Annotated in this window: 14 protein-coding genes; 9 read left to right on the top strand and 5 right to left on the bottom strand. The window is 58.9% G+C overall.

The window, feature by feature from the left end; translation table 11 throughout:
- Positions 1–132: 132 nt before the first annotated feature.
- The 6 genes from rho to TL5118_RS08420 are packed head-to-tail and all read left to right on the top strand — an operon-like array spanning position 133 to position 6,941.
- Entirely contained in the window at positions 133–1,404 is a 1,272-nt protein-coding gene (rho, locus tag TL5118_RS08395) for a transcription termination factor Rho (RefSeq protein WP_058243788.1), read from the top strand.
- Between the two features lie 18 nt (positions 1,405–1,422).
- Positions 1,423–2,709 carry a tRNA uridine-5-carboxymethylaminomethyl(34) synthesis GTPase MnmE gene (gene mnmE, locus TL5118_RS08400; protein WP_058243832.1) on the top strand — a complete coding sequence of 429 codons (1,287 nt, stop codon included), beginning with the start codon at positions 1,423–1,425 and terminating at the stop codon, positions 2,707–2,709.
- Between the two features lie 3 nt (positions 2,710–2,712).
- On the top strand, positions 2,713–4,590 hold the full coding sequence (gene mnmG, locus TL5118_RS08405; protein ID WP_082626305.1) for a tRNA uridine-5-carboxymethylaminomethyl(34) synthesis enzyme MnmG: 1,878 nt from the start codon (positions 2,713–2,715) through the stop codon (positions 4,588–4,590).
- Positions 4,587–5,195: a 16S rRNA (guanine(527)-N(7))-methyltransferase RsmG gene (rsmG, locus tag TL5118_RS08410; RefSeq protein ID WP_058243790.1), complete on the top strand. Its 609-nt coding sequence runs from the start codon at positions 4,587–4,589 to the stop codon at positions 5,193–5,195. The genes mnmG and rsmG overlap by 4 nt, the downstream gene beginning before the upstream one ends.
- Positions 5,188–6,000, top strand: a complete 813-nt coding sequence (locus TL5118_RS08415) for a ParA family protein (protein WP_058243791.1) — start codon at positions 5,188–5,190, stop codon at positions 5,998–6,000. Before rsmG ends, TL5118_RS08415 begins: the two co-directional genes overlap by 8 nt.
- A gap of 23 nt (positions 6,001–6,023) precedes the next feature.
- On the top strand, positions 6,024–6,941 hold the full coding sequence (locus TL5118_RS08420; protein WP_058243792.1) for a ParB/RepB/Spo0J family partition protein: 918 nt from the start codon (positions 6,024–6,026) through the stop codon (positions 6,939–6,941).
- Positions 6,942–6,982: 41 nt separating this feature from the next.
- On the opposite strand, the gene TL5118_RS08425 is transcribed toward TL5118_RS08420, so the two are convergent.
- Genes TL5118_RS08425 through rph form a run of 4 tightly spaced genes read right to left on the bottom strand, consistent with a single transcriptional unit; the run spans position 6,983 to position 9,817 of the window.
- Positions 6,983–7,336 carry a YbaN family protein gene (locus tag TL5118_RS08425; protein WP_058243793.1) on the bottom strand — a complete coding sequence of 118 codons (354 nt, stop codon included), beginning with the start codon at positions 7,334–7,336 and terminating at the stop codon, positions 6,983–6,985.
- Position 7,337: 1 nt separating this feature from the next.
- Positions 7,338–8,507, bottom strand: a complete 1,170-nt coding sequence (gene hemW / locus TL5118_RS08430; protein WP_058243794.1) for a radical SAM family heme chaperone HemW — start codon at positions 8,505–8,507, stop codon at positions 7,338–7,340.
- Positions 8,500–9,108 carry an RdgB/HAM1 family non-canonical purine NTP pyrophosphatase gene (gene rdgB / locus TL5118_RS08435; RefSeq protein ID WP_058243795.1) on the bottom strand — a complete coding sequence of 203 codons (609 nt, stop codon included), beginning with the start codon at positions 9,106–9,108 and terminating at the stop codon, positions 8,500–8,502. Before rdgB ends, hemW begins: the two co-directional genes overlap by 8 nt.
- Positions 9,101–9,817, bottom strand: coding sequence for a ribonuclease PH (gene rph / locus TL5118_RS08440; RefSeq protein ID WP_058243796.1), 717 nt, complete (start codon positions 9,815–9,817; stop codon positions 9,101–9,103). Before rph ends, rdgB begins: the two co-directional genes overlap by 8 nt.
- Positions 9,818–9,953: 136 nt before the next feature.
- Between rph and hrcA the strand changes: the two genes are divergently transcribed.
- The 3 genes from hrcA to TL5118_RS08455 all read left to right on the top strand — a co-directional run bounded on the left by hrcA (position 9,954) and on the right by TL5118_RS08455 (position 12,813).
- Positions 9,954–11,018 (top strand): heat-inducible transcriptional repressor HrcA, encoded by a 1,065-nt coding sequence (hrcA, locus tag TL5118_RS08445; protein WP_058243797.1) that lies wholly within the window; start codon positions 9,954–9,956, stop codon positions 11,016–11,018.
- A gap of 18 nt (positions 11,019–11,036) precedes the next feature.
- On the top strand, positions 11,037–11,606 hold the full coding sequence (locus TL5118_RS08450; RefSeq protein ID WP_058243798.1) for a nucleotide exchange factor GrpE: 570 nt from the start codon (positions 11,037–11,039) through the stop codon (positions 11,604–11,606).
- A 151-nt stretch (positions 11,607–11,757) separates the two neighbouring features.
- A complete protein-coding gene (locus tag TL5118_RS08455) occupies positions 11,758–12,813 on the top strand; it encodes a TPM domain-containing protein (protein WP_082626306.1) in 1,056 nt (351 codons plus the stop codon).
- On the opposite strand, the gene mutS is transcribed toward TL5118_RS08455, so the two are convergent.
- Positions 12,814–15,438 carry a DNA mismatch repair protein MutS gene (mutS, locus tag TL5118_RS08460; protein ID WP_058243800.1) on the bottom strand — a complete coding sequence of 875 codons (2,625 nt, stop codon included), beginning with the start codon at positions 15,436–15,438 and terminating at the stop codon, positions 12,814–12,816.
- Position 15,439 lies beyond the last annotated feature (1 nt).

Below are 15,439 nucleotides of genomic sequence, written 5' to 3' on the forward strand. Positions count from 1 at the left end.
CCGACAGCATTTCTGAGAATTGACTCAAAATCTCGACGCCCCTAAGAAGGGTTCAACGCCTCGTCCGAGGCAGTGACTTCCACATCATCTCAGTGAGTGCAGCGCCAGATGGCGTTGACGCAGGATTTTTCTATGACTGAACAGCGTCTGAACCTTTCGGATCTCAAAGCCAAAAGCCCCAAAGACCTCGTCTCCCAGGCTGAAGAGCTGGAGATCGAAAACGCCTCGACCATGCGTAAAGGCGAGATGATGTTCCAGATTCTCCGTGAAATGGCGGATGAAGGCTGGATCATCGGCGGTGATGGCGTTTTGGAGGTTCTGCAAGACGGCTTTGGTTTCCTGCGCTCACCCGAAGCGAACTATCTGCCAGGTCCCGATGACATCTACGTCTCACCTGAAATGATCCGCAAATTCTCGCTGCGGACCGGTGACACTGTGTCTGGCGTGATCAAAGCGCCGGAAGAAAACGAACGTTATTTTGCGCTGACCGAGGTTGAGACCATCAACTTCGAAGAGCCGGCCAAAGCCCGTCACAAGATTGCCTTTGATAACCTGACGCCGCTCTACCCGGATGAGCGTCTGCAGATGGAAATCGAAGATCCCACTATTAAAGACCGGTCCGCTCGGATCATCGACCTGGTCGCGCCGATCGGGAAAGGCCAGCGTTCGCTGATCGTGGCCCCGCCGCGGACCGGTAAGACGGTTCTGCTGCAAAACATCGCCCACAGCATCGAGAAAAATCACCCCGAGTGTTATCTGATCGTGCTTCTGATCGATGAACGCCCGGAAGAGGTGACCGACATGCAGCGTTCTGTGAAAGGAGAGGTGATTTCCTCAACCTTTGACGAACCTGCGACCCGCCACGTTGCGGTATCGGAAATGGTGATGGAAAAAGCCAAACGTCTGGTCGAACACAAACGTGACGTTGTGATCCTCCTGGACTCGATCACCCGTCTGGGCCGTGCTTTCAACACTGTTGTGCCGTCCTCGGGTAAGGTTCTGACCGGCGGTGTGGACGCTAACGCGCTGCAACGCCCGAAACGTTTCTTCGGTGCTGCCCGTAACGTTGAAGAGGGTGGTTCGCTGACCATCATCGCGACCGCGCTGATCGACACCGGGTCGCGTATGGATGAGGTGATCTTTGAAGAATTCAAGGGCACCGGTAACTCGGAAATCGTGCTGGATCGCAAGGTTGCAGACAAACGCGTCTTCCCGGCGATGGACATCCTCAAATCCGGCACCCGTAAAGAGGACCTGCTGGTCGATGCGAAGAACCTGCAGAAAACCTTTGTTCTGCGTCGCATCCTGAACCCGATGGGCACCACGGATGCGATCGAGTTCCTGATCTCCAAGCTGAAACAGACCAAGACGAACGGCGAGTTCTTCGATTCAATGAACGGCTAACGCTGTCGGGGGCCCATGATGGACACGATCTTCGCCCTTGCCACCGCCCACGGCAAGGCCGGGGTGGCGGTGATCCGGATCTCTGGTCCGCAGGCGTTTGCAGCTGGCGAACGTCTGGCCGGGCGGCTGCCTGATCCGCGTCGTGCAGGGCTTCGTCTGTTGCGCGATTCTGGCGGAGTTCGGCTGGATGAGGCTCTGATTCTGACGTTTGAAGACCGCGCCAGTTTCACCGGTGAACAGGTGGTGGAACTGCAAATACACGGCTCCGTCGCCGTTGTCGGCGCCGTTTTGCGCGAACTAGGCACAATCGACGGTCTGCGCCAGGCGGAACCGGGTGAATTTACCCGCCGCGCCTTGGAAAACGGTCGTTTGGATCTGGCCCAGGTCGAAGGGCTTGCTGATCTGATCGAAGCCGAAACCGAAGCGCAACGTCGTCAGGCGCTGCGGGTGCTTTCTGGTGATCTGGGCAGTAAGGCCGAGGGATGGCGCAAGGACCTGATCCGCGCCGCCGCCTTGATCGAAGCAACTATCGATTTCGCTGACGAAGATGTGCCGGTTGATGTCTCCCCCGAGGTGACGGAACTGCTTGATCGGGTCATGGCTTCCCTGAGTGCTGAGATCGCAGGTGTCTCCGCGGCGGAGCGTGTGCGTTCTGGGTTTGAGGTGGCAATCGTTGGCGCGCCAAATGTCGGAAAATCTACACTTCTCAATGCGTTAGCTGGTCGTGATGCGGCGATCACTTCGGAATTTGCGGGCACAACCCGGGATGTGATTGAGGTCCGAATGGATATCGCAGGGCTGCCTGTGACCCTGCTGGATACCGCTGGTTTGCGCCAAACCCAGGACAAGATCGAAGAGATTGGCATTCAGCGTGCCCGTGAACGGGCAGGGCTTGCAGATCTGCGGGTTTTCCTGGTGGAGGGCGATCAACGCCCCGATTTCACGCCTGAGGCAGATGATATCGTCTTGAAAGCCAAGGCCGATCTCTTAGATGACAAATCCGGGGCGGTTTCCGGTGTCAGTGGTGACGGTGTGGCGAATCTGATAGATTTGCTGTCTGAAAAACTGTCTCAGCGTACCGCAAACATCGGTATCGCCACTCGCGAACGTCATCGTATCGCGATGGAACGCGCGGTTGAGGCGCTGACTGCAGCCAAAATGTTTGCCGCGATGGGGGAGGATATGACCGAACTTGCCGCGGAAGAAATGCGCACTGGCATTCGGGCGCTGGACGCTCTGGTTGGGCGTATTGACGTTGAAAACCTGCTGGATGAGATCTTCGCCAGCTTCTGTCTTGGGAAGTGAGGAGTGTTTCACGTGAAACAATTCGACTTCGATGTGATTGTGATCGGTGCCGGCCATGCCGGTTGTGACGCGGCCAGCGCCGCCGCGCGGATGGGCGCGCGTACTGCTTTGGTCACGCTGAAACGGGAAGGCATCGGCGTGATGTCCTGCAACCCGGCCATCGGTGGCCTGGGTAAAGGGCATCTGGTGCGCGAAGTGGATGCTTTGGATGGCGTGATGGGCCGTGTTGCAGATGCTGCTGGCATTCAGTTTCGCCTGCTCAACCGTCGCAAAGGCCCCGCTGTGCAAGGTCCGCGCGCGCAATCTGACCGCAAGATCTACCGCGAAACCATGTTGACTGAGATGGAAGCCCAACAGGGGTTGGAGATCGTTGAAGGCGAAGCCACCGATTTCATCATGCAGGGGAACACCGTATCTGGCGTTGTTCTGGCAGATGGGCGTGAGCTGCAGGCCAAGCAGGTTGTCCTGACCACCGGCACCTTCCTGCGTGGCGTGATCCATATCGGTGATGTTCAAAAGCCCGGCGGCCGAATGGGGGATAAACCCTCGGTCAAACTGGCGGAGCGGATCGACAGCTTTGATCTGCCTCTAGGGCGTTTGAAAACCGGCACGCCGCCGCGTCTGGACGGCCGCACGATTAAATGGGATCTGCTGGACAGTCAGCCAGGCGATGATGAACCGGTGCTGTTTTCCTTCATGTCTGATAAGGTGACGGCGCCGCAGATTTCCTGCGGGATCACCCATACCAACGAACGCACGCACCAGATCATCCGCGACAATCTGGATCGATCCGCCATGTACGGCGGGCATATCGATGGGGTAGGGCCGCGCTATTGCCCCTCGATCGAGGATAAGATCGTGCGTTTTGCCGATAAAACCTCGCATCAGGTGTTCCTGGAACCTGAGGGCGCTGACGATCACACGGTTTACCCAAACGGGATTTCGACCTCATTGCCTGAAGAGGTGCAGCTGGACTACGTCCGCTCCATCTACGGGTTGGAGGAAGCTGTGATCCTGCAGCCAGGCTATGCGATTGAATATGACTACGTGGATCCGCGCACGTTGGATGCACATCTGAGCGTGAAAACCGTGCCCGGCCTGTTCCTGGCGGGCCAAATCAACGGCACAACGGGTTATGAAGAGGCCGCGGCGCAAGGGCTTGTTGCCGGTTTGAACGCCGCAGCGCGCGCGTTGGGTAAAGATCCCGTTAGTTTCAGCAGGTCTGACAGCTACATCGGCGTGATGATCGACGATCTTACAACACGCGGCGTGACGGAACCCTATCGGATGTTCACCTCCCGCGCCGAATTCCGGCTGTCCTTGCGGGCAGATAACGCGGATCAGCGGTTGACGCCGAAGGCGATTGAGCACGGCTTTGCCTCATCTGCGCGGCAAGCTGCGTTTGAGGATAAGATGGCCCGTCTGGAGGCGGGGCGGAAACGGTTGGAAGAGGCTTCGTTCACACCGCGGCAATTGGCGGAACACGGGTTCAAAATCAACCAGGATGGCGCGCGCCGCAGCCTGTTTCAGGTTCTGGCCTTCCCAGATGTCGACTTTGCCAAGCTGATAGAGTTGGATGCCACACTGGCGGAGATCGATCCAAACACCCAATCCCAGTTGGAAAAAGATGCGCTTTACGCCAACTATATTCAGCGGCAACAGCGTGATGTTGAGGCGGTGAAACGGGATGAACAGCAGGTCATTCCCGATGATTTCTCTTATGATGTGATTGATGGGCTGTCGAATGAGCTGAAGCTTAAGCTGAACGCAGCACGCCCGGCAAACCTATCCCAGGCGGCGAGAGTTGACGGCATGACCCCTGCGGCATTGACGTTGTTGCTTGCGAAACTTCGGCAAGCCAAGCGGGAGAAACGCGCGTGAGGGACATTGGACTGGATGTTTCACGTGAAACATTGGATCAGCTGGACGCGTATGTTGCGCTGTTGGAAAAGTGGAATCCGCGGATCAACCTGGTGGCCCGCTCCACTTTGAGCCAATTGTGGGACCGGCACTTCGTCGATTCTGCGCAGATTTTCCAATATTCACCGGAGAATACTCAACATTGGGTGGATCTGGGCAGCGGCGGTGGGTTTCCCGGACTTGTGGTCGCGGTGCTGGGGAAAGAGTTGCGGCCGGACATGCGGGTGACGCTGGTCGAAAGCGATACCCGTAAAGCGACCTTCCTGCGCACGGTGATCCGCGAACTTGCTCTGCAGGCCAAAGTGTTGGATTCGCGGATTGAGGCCTTGGATCCTTTACAGGCTGACGTTTTGTCAGCGCGGGCCTTGGCGGATTTGACGGCGCTGCTTGGCTTTGCTGATCAACATATGCGCAAGGACGGCATGGCGCTGTTTCCAAAAGGTGCCACCTGGGAAAAAGAACTGACGGACGCACAGCAATCGTGGCGATTCGACCATGAGCGTTTTACAAGTAAGACAGAAGCTGAGGCCGTCATTTTCAGAATCAGGGAAGTTGCTCATGTCTGATCCCACGCGTTTGCCGGGGCCCAAGATCATCTCCGTTGCCAACCAGAAGGGCGGGGTGGGGAAAACCACGACCACGATCAACCTCGGCGCCGCTTTGGCCGCGCAGGGGATGAAGGTTTTGGTGGTGGATCTGGACCCGCAGGGCAACGCGTCCACCGGGCTTGGCGTGGAAAATGACGCACGTGAATACACGACCTATGAGTTGCTGTTGGACGATGTGGAGCTGACGAATGTTATTCAGGCCACTGGCACCGAAGGTTTGAGCATCATTCCGGCCACTGTGGATCTGAGCTCGGCCGATATTGAGCTGATTTCAAATGAAAAGCGGGTGTTCCTGCTGCATGATGCGCTGCGTCAGCATGCGATGGACACGTTTGAATATGACTACATCCTGATCGATTGCCCGCCGTCGCTGAACCTGCTGACGGTCAATGCGATGGTTGCCTCTCATTCTGTGCTTGTGCCGCTGCAGTCAGAATTCTTCGCACTGGAAGGCCTGTCACAGTTGATGCTGACCATCCGTGAGGTGCGTAGCACGGCCAATCCAGATTTGCGGATCGAGGGGATCGTGCTGACCATGTATGATGCCCGCAACAACCTGTCGCAACAGGTGGAGGCAGATGCGCGCGATAATCTGGGGGAACTGGTGTTTGAAACCGTGATTCCGCGGAATGTCCGCGTTTCCGAAGCGCCATCTTACGCGGTTCCGGTTCTGGAATATGACCCGCAGTCAAAAGGCGCGCAGTCTTACCTGCAGTTGGCTAAGGAGCTGCTGGGTAAAAACGTTAAAATCGCCGCTCAATAAGCAAAAATATAAGAGGAGGCACCATGAGCGATCGTCCTAAATCCCGGGGATTGGGCCGCGGGTTGTCCGCATTGATGGCAGATGTGACACCGCCAGCCGCTGCTGCTGAAGGGCAGGGGGAGGCCACGCGCCGCCCCGATATGATGGTGCCGATTGAAAAGGTCCATCCAAACCCGGATCAGCCGCGCCGGACCTTTACCAAGGAACAGCTGGATGAACTGGCTGCCTCGATCAAGGAAAAGGGCATCATCCAGCCGCTGGTCGTGCGGGCCCGTCCCGGCGATGCCGGTGCCTATGAGATCGTAGCGGGGGAACGCCGTTGGCGTGCCGCGCAGATCGCGATGCAGCACACGATCCCCGTTGTTGTGCGTGACTTCGATGACACCGAAGTGCTGGAAGTTGCGATCATCGAAAACATCCAGCGTGCTGACCTGAACCCGGTGGAAGAGGCCGCGGGTTACAAGGCGCTGATGGACAAGTTTGGCCACACGCAGGAAAAGCTGTCCGAGGTGCTGGGCAAGAGCCGTTCGTACATCGCGAACCTGGTGCGCCTGCTGCAGTTGCCTGATGAGGTGCAGGAGTTTCTGCGCGATGGCAAGCTGAGTGCGGGCCATGCCCGGGCGTTGATTACATCTGACGACGCGGTTTCGCTGGCGAAGAAGGTAATCAGCTCAGGCCTTTCGGTGCGTGAAACCGAAAGACTGGCCAAGAAAACCGTTACCGAACTGTCCGAGATGGATCAGCCCCGGCCGAAGCCCGCGCGTAAATCGGTTGAGAAAGACGCCGACACCCGCGCGTTGGAGGCGGACCTGTCCGCAGCGTTGCGCATGAAGGTCTCGATCGATCATGACGCCGGCGGCGAAAGCGGCAAGCTGGTCATTTCCTATGAGGATTTCGACGGTTTGGATGAGCTGTGCCGCAAGCTGTCTGTGGTCAGCTGACCTGTTTCACGTGAAACAATCCCCTCCGGGCCATTGCGAGCTCAGTGGTCCGGGCGGGTCCAGATGAACAGCATGACGCAGCTAAGCGTCACCGCTTGGATCGCCAGAACATGCCAGGGCAGTTGCGCGATCAGCGAGATGGAAAACACCACCACAACAGAAATTGTTGCGTAGCGTTTGGCGCGGGGATTGATGGCGCCGCGTTCCTGCCATTCCTGGATGGAGGGGCCAAAGGTCGGGTGGCTGAGGAGCCAATTGTGTAGCCGCTCACTGGAGCGGGCGAAACAAAATGCGGCCAAAAGCATGAAGGGCACTGTGGGCAGCAGCGGTAGGAAAACGCCGATTGCTCCAAGTGCCAGGGCGATCAGCCCAAATGCGGCCCAGATAAAGCGCATCTTAGTCCACCAGCAGTTCTTTGATGATCGCATTGAGGACCATCCGGCCCTCCTCTGTCACTTGGACAGAATGCCTCGTTTCGCGGATCATTCCGATCTCTGTCAGATAGCGCAGTTTGTCCGCGTTCAAGGGCTGACCCGCCATGTTTTCGTAACGGCTTTTGTCTAGGCCATCGCTGACCCGAAGCCCCATCATCAGGTATTCACCCGCTTGATCTAGTGGGTCTATCGGGTGGCGTGTTTCCAGCGGGGCCAGAGCTTCGACCGCATGCAGCCATTTGCCAGGTGTGCGTTCCGCATCGGTGGCCATGCGCTGCCCATCCACTGTGATACGGCCATGGGCACCGGGGCCAATGCCGATGAAATCACCGTAGCGCCAGTAGATCAGGTTATGGCGGCTTTCGGCGCCGGGTTTGGCGTGGTTTGAGACCTCATAAGCCTCCATCCCGGCGGCGCCGCAGATCTCTTGTGTGGCGGCATACATATCTGCTGAGGTGTCATCTTCGGGTAGGCCACGCAGCAATCCGCGATCATAGCGGTCACCAAAGGCCGTGCCCTGTTCAATGGTCAGCTGATAGAGCGACAGGTGATCAATCGCCATGCTCAGCGCCTCTTTCAGCTCCGCGCGCCAGTCCTCCAGCGTTTGGTCCAGACGGGCGTAGATCAGATCGAAGCTGACCCGTTCAAACTGATTGCGGGCAATGTCGAAGGCGGCGCGGGCTTCTTCTACGCTGTGAATGCGGCCCAGCCGTTTCAGATCGCGGTCATTCAGGGCCTGAATCCCCATCGAAACGCGCGAGACACCGGCCTGCGCGTAGTCATGAAAGCGGCCGGCCTCAACCGATCCAGGGTTGGCCTCCAGCGTGACCTCCAGGTCGTTTGCCTGCGGCCAGAGCTGGCGGATGCGGTCCAGCACGCCATGCACCACTTCGGGATCCATCAGCGATGGGGTGCCGCCGCCAAAGAAGACTGAGGTCAAAACCCGTTCCGGCAGCTCCGCGGCGTAGCGGTCCAGTTCGGACAGATAGGCCCTAAGCCAGCGTTTCTGGTCTATTTCGCGGGAAACATGCGAATTGAAATCGCAGTAGGGGCATTTGGCCGCGCAGAACGGCCAATGCAGGTAAAGGCCGAAGCCCCCTTGTCGCCAATCCTCTGTGACGAAATCAGCCAAAACAGCCTTTCAGGAAGGCCTGAACAGCGCGGCCACGGTGGCTGATGCGGTTCTTTTCTTCCTTCTCCATCTCGGCGCAGGTGATGTCATAGCCATCCGGCATGAACATCGGATCATAACCAAAGCCGTGTTCGCCACGAATTGGCCAGACCAGATTGCCGGGCATCACCCCTTCGAACACTTCGTCATGACCGTCGGGCCAAGCCAGCACCAGGGTGCAGCGGAACTGGGCCGAACGCGGTGCATCAGGGCCTTTGGCGGTGATTTCATCATTGGCGCGGGTCATCGCGATCATGAAGTCCCGACCAGAGCCTGTTTCGGCCCAATCCGCCGTGTAAACACCCGGCGCGCCGTCTAGCGCGTCGATGGTGATCCCGCTGTCATCGCTGAGGGCAGGGAGGCCGGTCGCCTGCGCGGCGGCATGGGCCTTGATCCGGGCATTGCCGACGAATGTGTCCTCGGTCTCTTCCGGTTCCGGCAGATTCATTTCGGCGGCACCCACCACGGACACGCCGTGGGGGGCCAGGATTTCAGTGATCTCTTGCAGCTTGCCCGCGTTGTGGGTGGCGACAAGGATCTTTTCTCCCGCAAACTTACGCATTGACCGCAGCCATCTGGGCGGCGACCAGCTCGGCTACGCCTTTTTCAGCCAGATCCAGCAGCTGGTTCATCTGGTCACGGGAATAGGTGGCGCCTTCGGCGGACATCTGGGTTTCGATCATCTGACCGTTGCCCAGCATGATGAAGTTACCATCAACGCCGGCCTCAGAGTCTTCGGGGTAGTCCAGATCCAGAACCGGCTGGCCGGCGTAGATACCGCAGGACACGGCTGCAACTGGCGAAATCAGCGGGTCAGAGACGACCTGTCCGGTTTTCATCAGTTTCTGAACCGCCAGTTTCAGCGCAACCCAGCCACCGGTGATCGAGGCGCAGCGGGTGCCGCCATCGGCCTGAATAACGTCACAGTCCACGGTGATCTGACGTTCGCCCAGAGCGGAGCGATCCACGCCAGCCCGCAGGGAACGGCCGATCAGGCGCTGGATTTCAACGGTGCGCCCGCCCTGCTTGCCCATCGCGGCCTCACGACGCATGCGCGAGGTGGTCGAACGCGGCAGCATGCCGTATTCTGCTGTCACCCAGCCCAGGCCTGACCCTTTGATGAAGGGCGGCACACGATCCTCAAGGGTGGCGGTGCACAGCACATGGGTGTCACCCATGCGGATCATGCAGGAGCCTTCGGCGTGTTTGGTCACATTGGTTTCAATGGAAACCGGGCGCATTTCGTTGAGTTCTCTTCCGGAAGGACGCATCTCAAAATTCCTCTGTTCGATTTGCCTGCGGGGATACAGGGCAGAAGGGGCGGCTGGCAAGGGCTGCGGTCGGGTTTGGCGTAAGCGTGATTGACCTTTCTGGACGATCCTCTTTAATGGGGTGCCGAGGATGAGCATGACAGATCGCAGCAAAATTCTAGAAGAGATGAATGACCGCTCGCGCGAAGTGTTTCGCCGCGTTGTTGAGGGCTATTTGACCACTGGGGAGCCTGTGGGCTCCCGTAGCCTGACCCGCGAGATGAGTGAGAAGGTCAGCGCCGCCACCATCCGCAATGTGATGGGCGATCTGGAGTATCTGGGCCTTTTGGACAGCCCCCATGTCAGCGCCGGCCGGGTGCCTACGCAGCAGGGTCTGAGGATGTTTGTGGATGGGCTGTTGGAGGTGCGCGATCTGGACCACACGGACCGGCATGCATTGGATCAGACGGTGACCAGCAATGCAGGCGACGTGCAGGATGTGCTTGATCGGGTCTCCACCGCGTTGTCGGGGGTGACACAGGGGGCCTCACTGGTGTTGGCGCCCAAACATGAGGCCGCGATCAAACACGTTGAATTCGTCTCTCTTGCGGCGGATCGGGCCCTTGTTGTGCTGGTATTCTCAGATGGGCACGTGGAAAACAGGGTCTTCACCCCGCCGCCGGGTCTGACACCCTCGGCCATGCGGGAAGCGGCGAATTTTGTGAATGCCTTTGTTGAAGGCAAGACGCTGAGCGATTTACGCCAGTCGATGAAACAGCAGATCGATGCCCGCCGGCAGGAGATTGACACCCTGGCCCATGCGCTGATCGACAGCGGGCTGGCGGTCTGGGCCGAAGACGGCGACCAACATGAGCGACTCATCGTGCGGGGGCGGTCGAATCTGTTGCAAAATGAAGGTGCCGAAGAGGACCTGAACCGCATCCGCGAGTTGTTTGATGATCTGGAACGCAAGCGGGATATCGCGGATTTCCTCGATTTGACCGAGGCAGGCGACGGCGTTCGCATTTTTATTGGCTCTGAGAACAAACTTTTCTCACTTTCGGGTTCCTCTTTGGTGGTCTCTCCATATATGAACGCTGACCGTAAGATTGTTGGTGCGGTGGGGGTGATTGGCCCCACGCGACTGAACTATGGCCGGATCGTCCCGATTGTGGATTACACGGCGCAGTTGGTCGGGCGGATGATTTCCGACCGCAGCTAAAGTTGGAAAAGGTGGCACATGCCTAGAGAAGACGAATTCCTCGATGATATCGAGACCAGCGAAGCCGAACTGGAAGCTGAAGAGCTGGCCGAAGAAGAGGCGCTGGAGTTGGAAAAAGAAGTGGATGAGCTGGAGGCGCTGCGCGCCGAACGCGACGATTTCCGCGACAAGTTCATGCGTGCCCTGGCCGATGCTGAAAACTCGCGCAAACGTGCCGACAAGCAGCGCCGCGAGGCTGAGCAATACGGTGGTTCCAAGCTGGCGCGGGACATGCTGCCGGTTTACGACAACCTGCAGCGGGCGATGGATGCGGTCAGCGACGAACAGCGCGAAGCCATGGGCGCGATGCTGGAAGGTCTGGAGCTGACCCTGCGCGAGCTGAAGAACACCTTCAAGAAACATGGCATCGAAGTGATCGCCCCGGCTGTGGGTGACAAGTTTGATCCAAACGAACACGAAGCCATGTTCGAAGCGCCGGTGCCCGGCACCAAGGCGGGGGAGATCATTCAGGTCTCGGCCGTGGGCTTCATGCTGCACGATCGCCTGCTGCGTCCGGCACAGGTCGGCGTCAGCTCGATGACGGCATAAAACTCAGTCCCTTGGTCGCAAGTGGCGGATCGGGGATTTTGAGTATTTTTGAAACAGTGAAAGGCGGGGCCGCGAGGCCGCGCCTTTTTCGTTGGTCTGGTGGCAGGCAGATTTCTTGACAGGCCGTCTGAAAATCGGGCCTCTTAGAGCGATGAGATTTTTAGCTTATGCCCTGTTATGCCTCCTGTTGTCCCTCAGCGCGACGAGAGCGCAGCAGTATCCCGCCTATAATGACATCTATGTTAATGATTTTGCTGAACTTTTAGACCTTGGACACGAAAGTATTCTAAGGCGGAATTTGGCCCGTTTGCGCGATGATCACGGGATTGAACTGACCGTTGTGACGATTGGTTCGATGTTGGACTATGGTCATGAGGGAAACATCGAAGTTTTCGCTACCGGCCTGTTCAACAGCTGGGGTGTCGGCGATGCGACCCGCAACGACGGCGCGATGCTGTTGGTGGCGGTTGAGGACCGGGTGCTGCGGATCGAGGTGGGCGCGGGCTATGGTGACAGCAAGGACGTGAGCACCAAGCGGATCATTGATCGCATCATCGTGCCCCAGTTCAGTCAGGACAATTACGCCAATGGCATCATGGAGGGTGCCGACGCGCTGATTGTGGAGCTGAGCGGTGTGGAAGAAGAGGTCTCCTCTGGAGAGGTGATCTATCCACCGGGGTATGAGCCGCCGGGTTTCTTTGAGCGGAACGCCAAATGGTTTTACGCGGCGACAACGCCGGTAGCGGGTATTGGCGCGTTTTTCTTCATGCGTTGGCGCCGCCGCCGGCCACGGATCTGTCCGGTGGACGGTCAGCGCATGCAGCTGGTGCCGGAGGATCTGGACGACGCGCTGCTGAATGACGGGCAGGTGAAAGAAGAGCAGCTGAAGAGCGTTGACTACGACGTCTGGGAGTGCGGCCAATGCGGTCATCGCACAATTGAGGCCTATCGCGGTTGGTTCTCAGGTTATGGGGCTTGCCGGACGTGCAAATATCGCACGCTGGAAAGCGAAAGCACCGTGTTAGAGCATGCTACGACCTCCAGCACCGGGCGGCGGCGGGTGGACTATGAATGCCAGCATTGCGGTGATACCTGGTCGGCGACTGAAATCATTCCGCGCAAGGAGCGCAGCTCTTCGTCGTCCTCCTCGTCTTCCTCGTTCGGGGGCGGCAGCTCATCCGGGGGCGGCAGTTCGGGCAGCTGGTGATCAGCTGCCCTTGAGGTCCTTCAGCTCATAAAGCAGCGCCAGCGCCTCGCGGGGCGACAGGTCATCGGGCAGGATCTGATCCAGTCTCTCTTCCAGCTTGGAAGGACCTTTGGCGGCTGCGGGTGGCGGCGGGGGCGGCGCGGCGGAGAACAGCGGCAGATCATCGATCACCGCCTGTTTTTTGCCGCCTTCACGTTCGCCTTTTTCCAGCGCGTCCAGCACCACACGGGCGCGGGCAACCACCGCATCCGGCAGGCCGGCCAGTTTGGCAACCTGCACCCCGTAGCTGCGATCCGCCGCGCCTTTGCGCACTTCGTGAAGGAAGATGACCTCACCCTCGAACTCCTTCACCGCAACGGTGGCGTTGTCGACGCCTTTCAGCTTCTCCGCCAGATTGGTCATCTCATGGTAATGGGTGGCAAACAGTGCGCGAGACTGGTTCACATCATGCAGATGTTCCAGCGTCGCCCAGGCGATGGAGAGGCCGTCATAGGTCGCGGTGCCGCGGCCGATTTCATCCAGAATGACCAGCGCGCGGTCGTCGGCCTGGTTCAGGATGGCAGCAGTTTCCACCATTTCCACCATGAATGTTGAGCGGCCACGGGCCAGATCATCCGAGGCGCCGACGCGGCTGAACAGCTGACTTACGATGCCGATTTTTGCTGCCTTTGCAGGGACATAGCTGCCGGTCTGCGCCAGAAGTGCGATCAGGGCGTTCTGCCTGAGGAAGGTCGACTTACCCGCCATGTTGGGGCCGGTCAGCAGCCAGATATCGGCGCCTGGTGTGCCATCTGCAAGGTCGCAGTCATTGGCAATGAAGGGCGCCCCCCCCTGTTTGCGCAGCGCCAGTTCGACAACGGGATGCCGTCCACCAGTGATCTGCAAGGTGCGGGAGTCGTCCACCTGCGGTTTGGCCCAATCCTCGGCCCGGGCCAGATCGGCAAGGGCGGTGGCAAGGTCAAGTTCGGCCAAGGCCCGTGAGGCGACGTTCACGTGATCCGCACGGTCCAGAATGGCGCGGGCCAGGCTGTCAAACAGACGCTTTTCAATCTCCAACGCGCGACCACCGGCGTTGAGGATCTTGGTCTCCATCTCCGACAGGGGGACGGTGGTAAAACGCACCTGATTGGCGGTAGTCTGGCGGTGTTTGAACGTGTCCGACAGCGGTTCAGACAGCATCTTGTCAGCGTGGGTGGCCGTCACCTCAACGAAATAGCCAAGCACGTTATTGTGCTTAACTTTCAGGGAGTTGATGCCAGTCAGTTCCTGATATTCGGATTGCATCGCGGCGATGACGGATCGGCCTTCATCGCGCAGCTGGCGCATTTCATCCAGCTCTTCGTCAAAGCCAGGGGCGATAAAGCCACCGTCACGGGCCAGCAGCGGTGGCTCCGCGATCAGCGCGTTTTCCAACAGGTCGGTCAGCTCATCATGGCCCACCAGCGCTTCAGCAGCATTGCGCAGCAGATCGGGCAGGGGCGCGTCCGCAATGCGGTCGCTGATCTGGGCAGCCTGTCCCAGACCGTTGCGGATGGCCGCCAGATCGCGGGGGCCGCCACGCTCCAGACCCAGCCGGGACAGGGCGCGATCAAGATCGGGCACCTTGCGCAGATCATCGCGCAGATCTTCGGCCAATCGGGACTGTTCCAGCGCAAAATCGACTGCAGCCAAGCGATCACGGATCACGTTCAACACCCGCGATGGGCTGGACAGGCGGCGTTCCAGCAGGCGGGCCCCGGCAGCGGTGACGGTGCGGTCAATCGCCGCCAGCAGGGAACCGGCGCGGCCTCCGTTCATCGATTGGGTCAGTTCCAGATTGCGGCGGGTGGCGGCATCGATCTGCATCACCCGCGCCTGAGCTTCGCGCACCGGCTTTTGCAATAGCGGCAGCTTGCCCTTCTGGGTGATCTCCAGATATTCGACCACGGCGCCCATCGCCGACACTTCGGCACGGGTGAATTGGCCAAACGCCTCCAGCGAGCCGACGGAGAACAGGGCGCAAAGCCGTTTTTCCGCCGATGTGCTGTCAAATGCTGCGCGGGACAGTGGTGTCAACGACGTGCCCGATTCAGAGCCTATTTCGGCCAAATCGGCCTCTGAAGCCTCAGAAATCACCAGTTCTGAGGGCATCAGACGTGCTAGCTCCGGCCCCAGACGCACCGGGGGCAGGGGCATCACATGAAATTCGCCGGTGGAGATATCGACCCAGGCCAATGCGGCCTCATCCCGGACCATCGCATAGGCCGCGAGGAAGTTGTGGCGGCGGGCTTCCAGCAGGGAATCTTCGGTCAGGGTGCCGGGGGTGACAAGGCGCACAACGTCCCGTTTCACCACCGCCTTGTAGCCGCGTTTCTTGGCCTCTGCCGGGCTTTCCATCTGTTCACAGACGGCCACGCGGAAACCTTTGCGGATCAGGGTCAGCAGGTAGCCCTCGGCGGCATGTACGGGGACGCCACACATGGGAATGTCGGCACCATTGTGTTTGCCACGTTTGGTCAGTGCGATGTCCAGCGCTTCGGCTGCGGCGACCGCATCGTCAAAAAACATCTCGTAGAAATCGCCCATCCGGTAGAACAGAAGCGCGTTTTCATAGGCTTCCTTGATCTCCAGATATTGTGCCATCATT

Source organism: Thalassovita autumnalis, assembly GCF_001458255.1.
GTDB classification, from domain to species: domain Bacteria; phylum Pseudomonadota; class Alphaproteobacteria; order Rhodobacterales; family Rhodobacteraceae; genus Thalassobius; species Thalassobius autumnalis.

Excerpts from the sequence above, each read along its gene's own strand:
- rho (WP_058243788.1), top strand. The coding sequence starts at position 133 with ATGACTGAACAGCGTCTGAACCTTTCGGATCTCAAAGCCAAAAGCCCC.
- mnmE (WP_058243832.1), top strand. The coding sequence starts at position 1,423 with ATGGACACGATCTTCGCCCTTGCCACCGCCCACGGCAAGGCCGGGGTG.
- TL5118_RS08415 (WP_058243791.1), top strand. The coding sequence starts at position 5,188 with ATGTCTGATCCCACGCGTTTGCCGGGGCCCAAGATCATCTCCGTTGCC.
- TL5118_RS08420 (WP_058243792.1), top strand. The coding sequence starts at position 6,024 with ATGAGCGATCGTCCTAAATCCCGGGGATTGGGCCGCGGGTTGTCCGCA.
- TL5118_RS08425 (WP_058243793.1), bottom strand. The coding sequence starts at position 7,336 with ATGCGCTTTATCTGGGCCGCATTTGGGCTGATCGCCCTGGCACTTGGA.
- rdgB (WP_058243795.1), bottom strand. The coding sequence starts at position 9,108 with ATGCGTAAGTTTGCGGGAGAAAAGATCCTTGTCGCCACCCACAACGCG.
- rph (WP_058243796.1), bottom strand. The coding sequence starts at position 9,817 with ATGCGTCCTTCCGGAAGAGAACTCAACGAAATGCGCCCGGTTTCCATT.
- hrcA (WP_058243797.1), top strand. The coding sequence starts at position 9,954 with ATGACAGATCGCAGCAAAATTCTAGAAGAGATGAATGACCGCTCGCGC.
- TL5118_RS08450 (WP_058243798.1), top strand. The coding sequence starts at position 11,037 with ATGCCTAGAGAAGACGAATTCCTCGATGATATCGAGACCAGCGAAGCC.
- TL5118_RS08455 (WP_082626306.1), top strand. The coding sequence starts at position 11,758 with ATGAGATTTTTAGCTTATGCCCTGTTATGCCTCCTGTTGTCCCTCAGC.
- mutS (WP_058243800.1), bottom strand. The coding sequence starts at position 15,438 with ATGATGGCACAATATCTGGAGATCAAGGAAGCCTATGAAAACGCGCTT.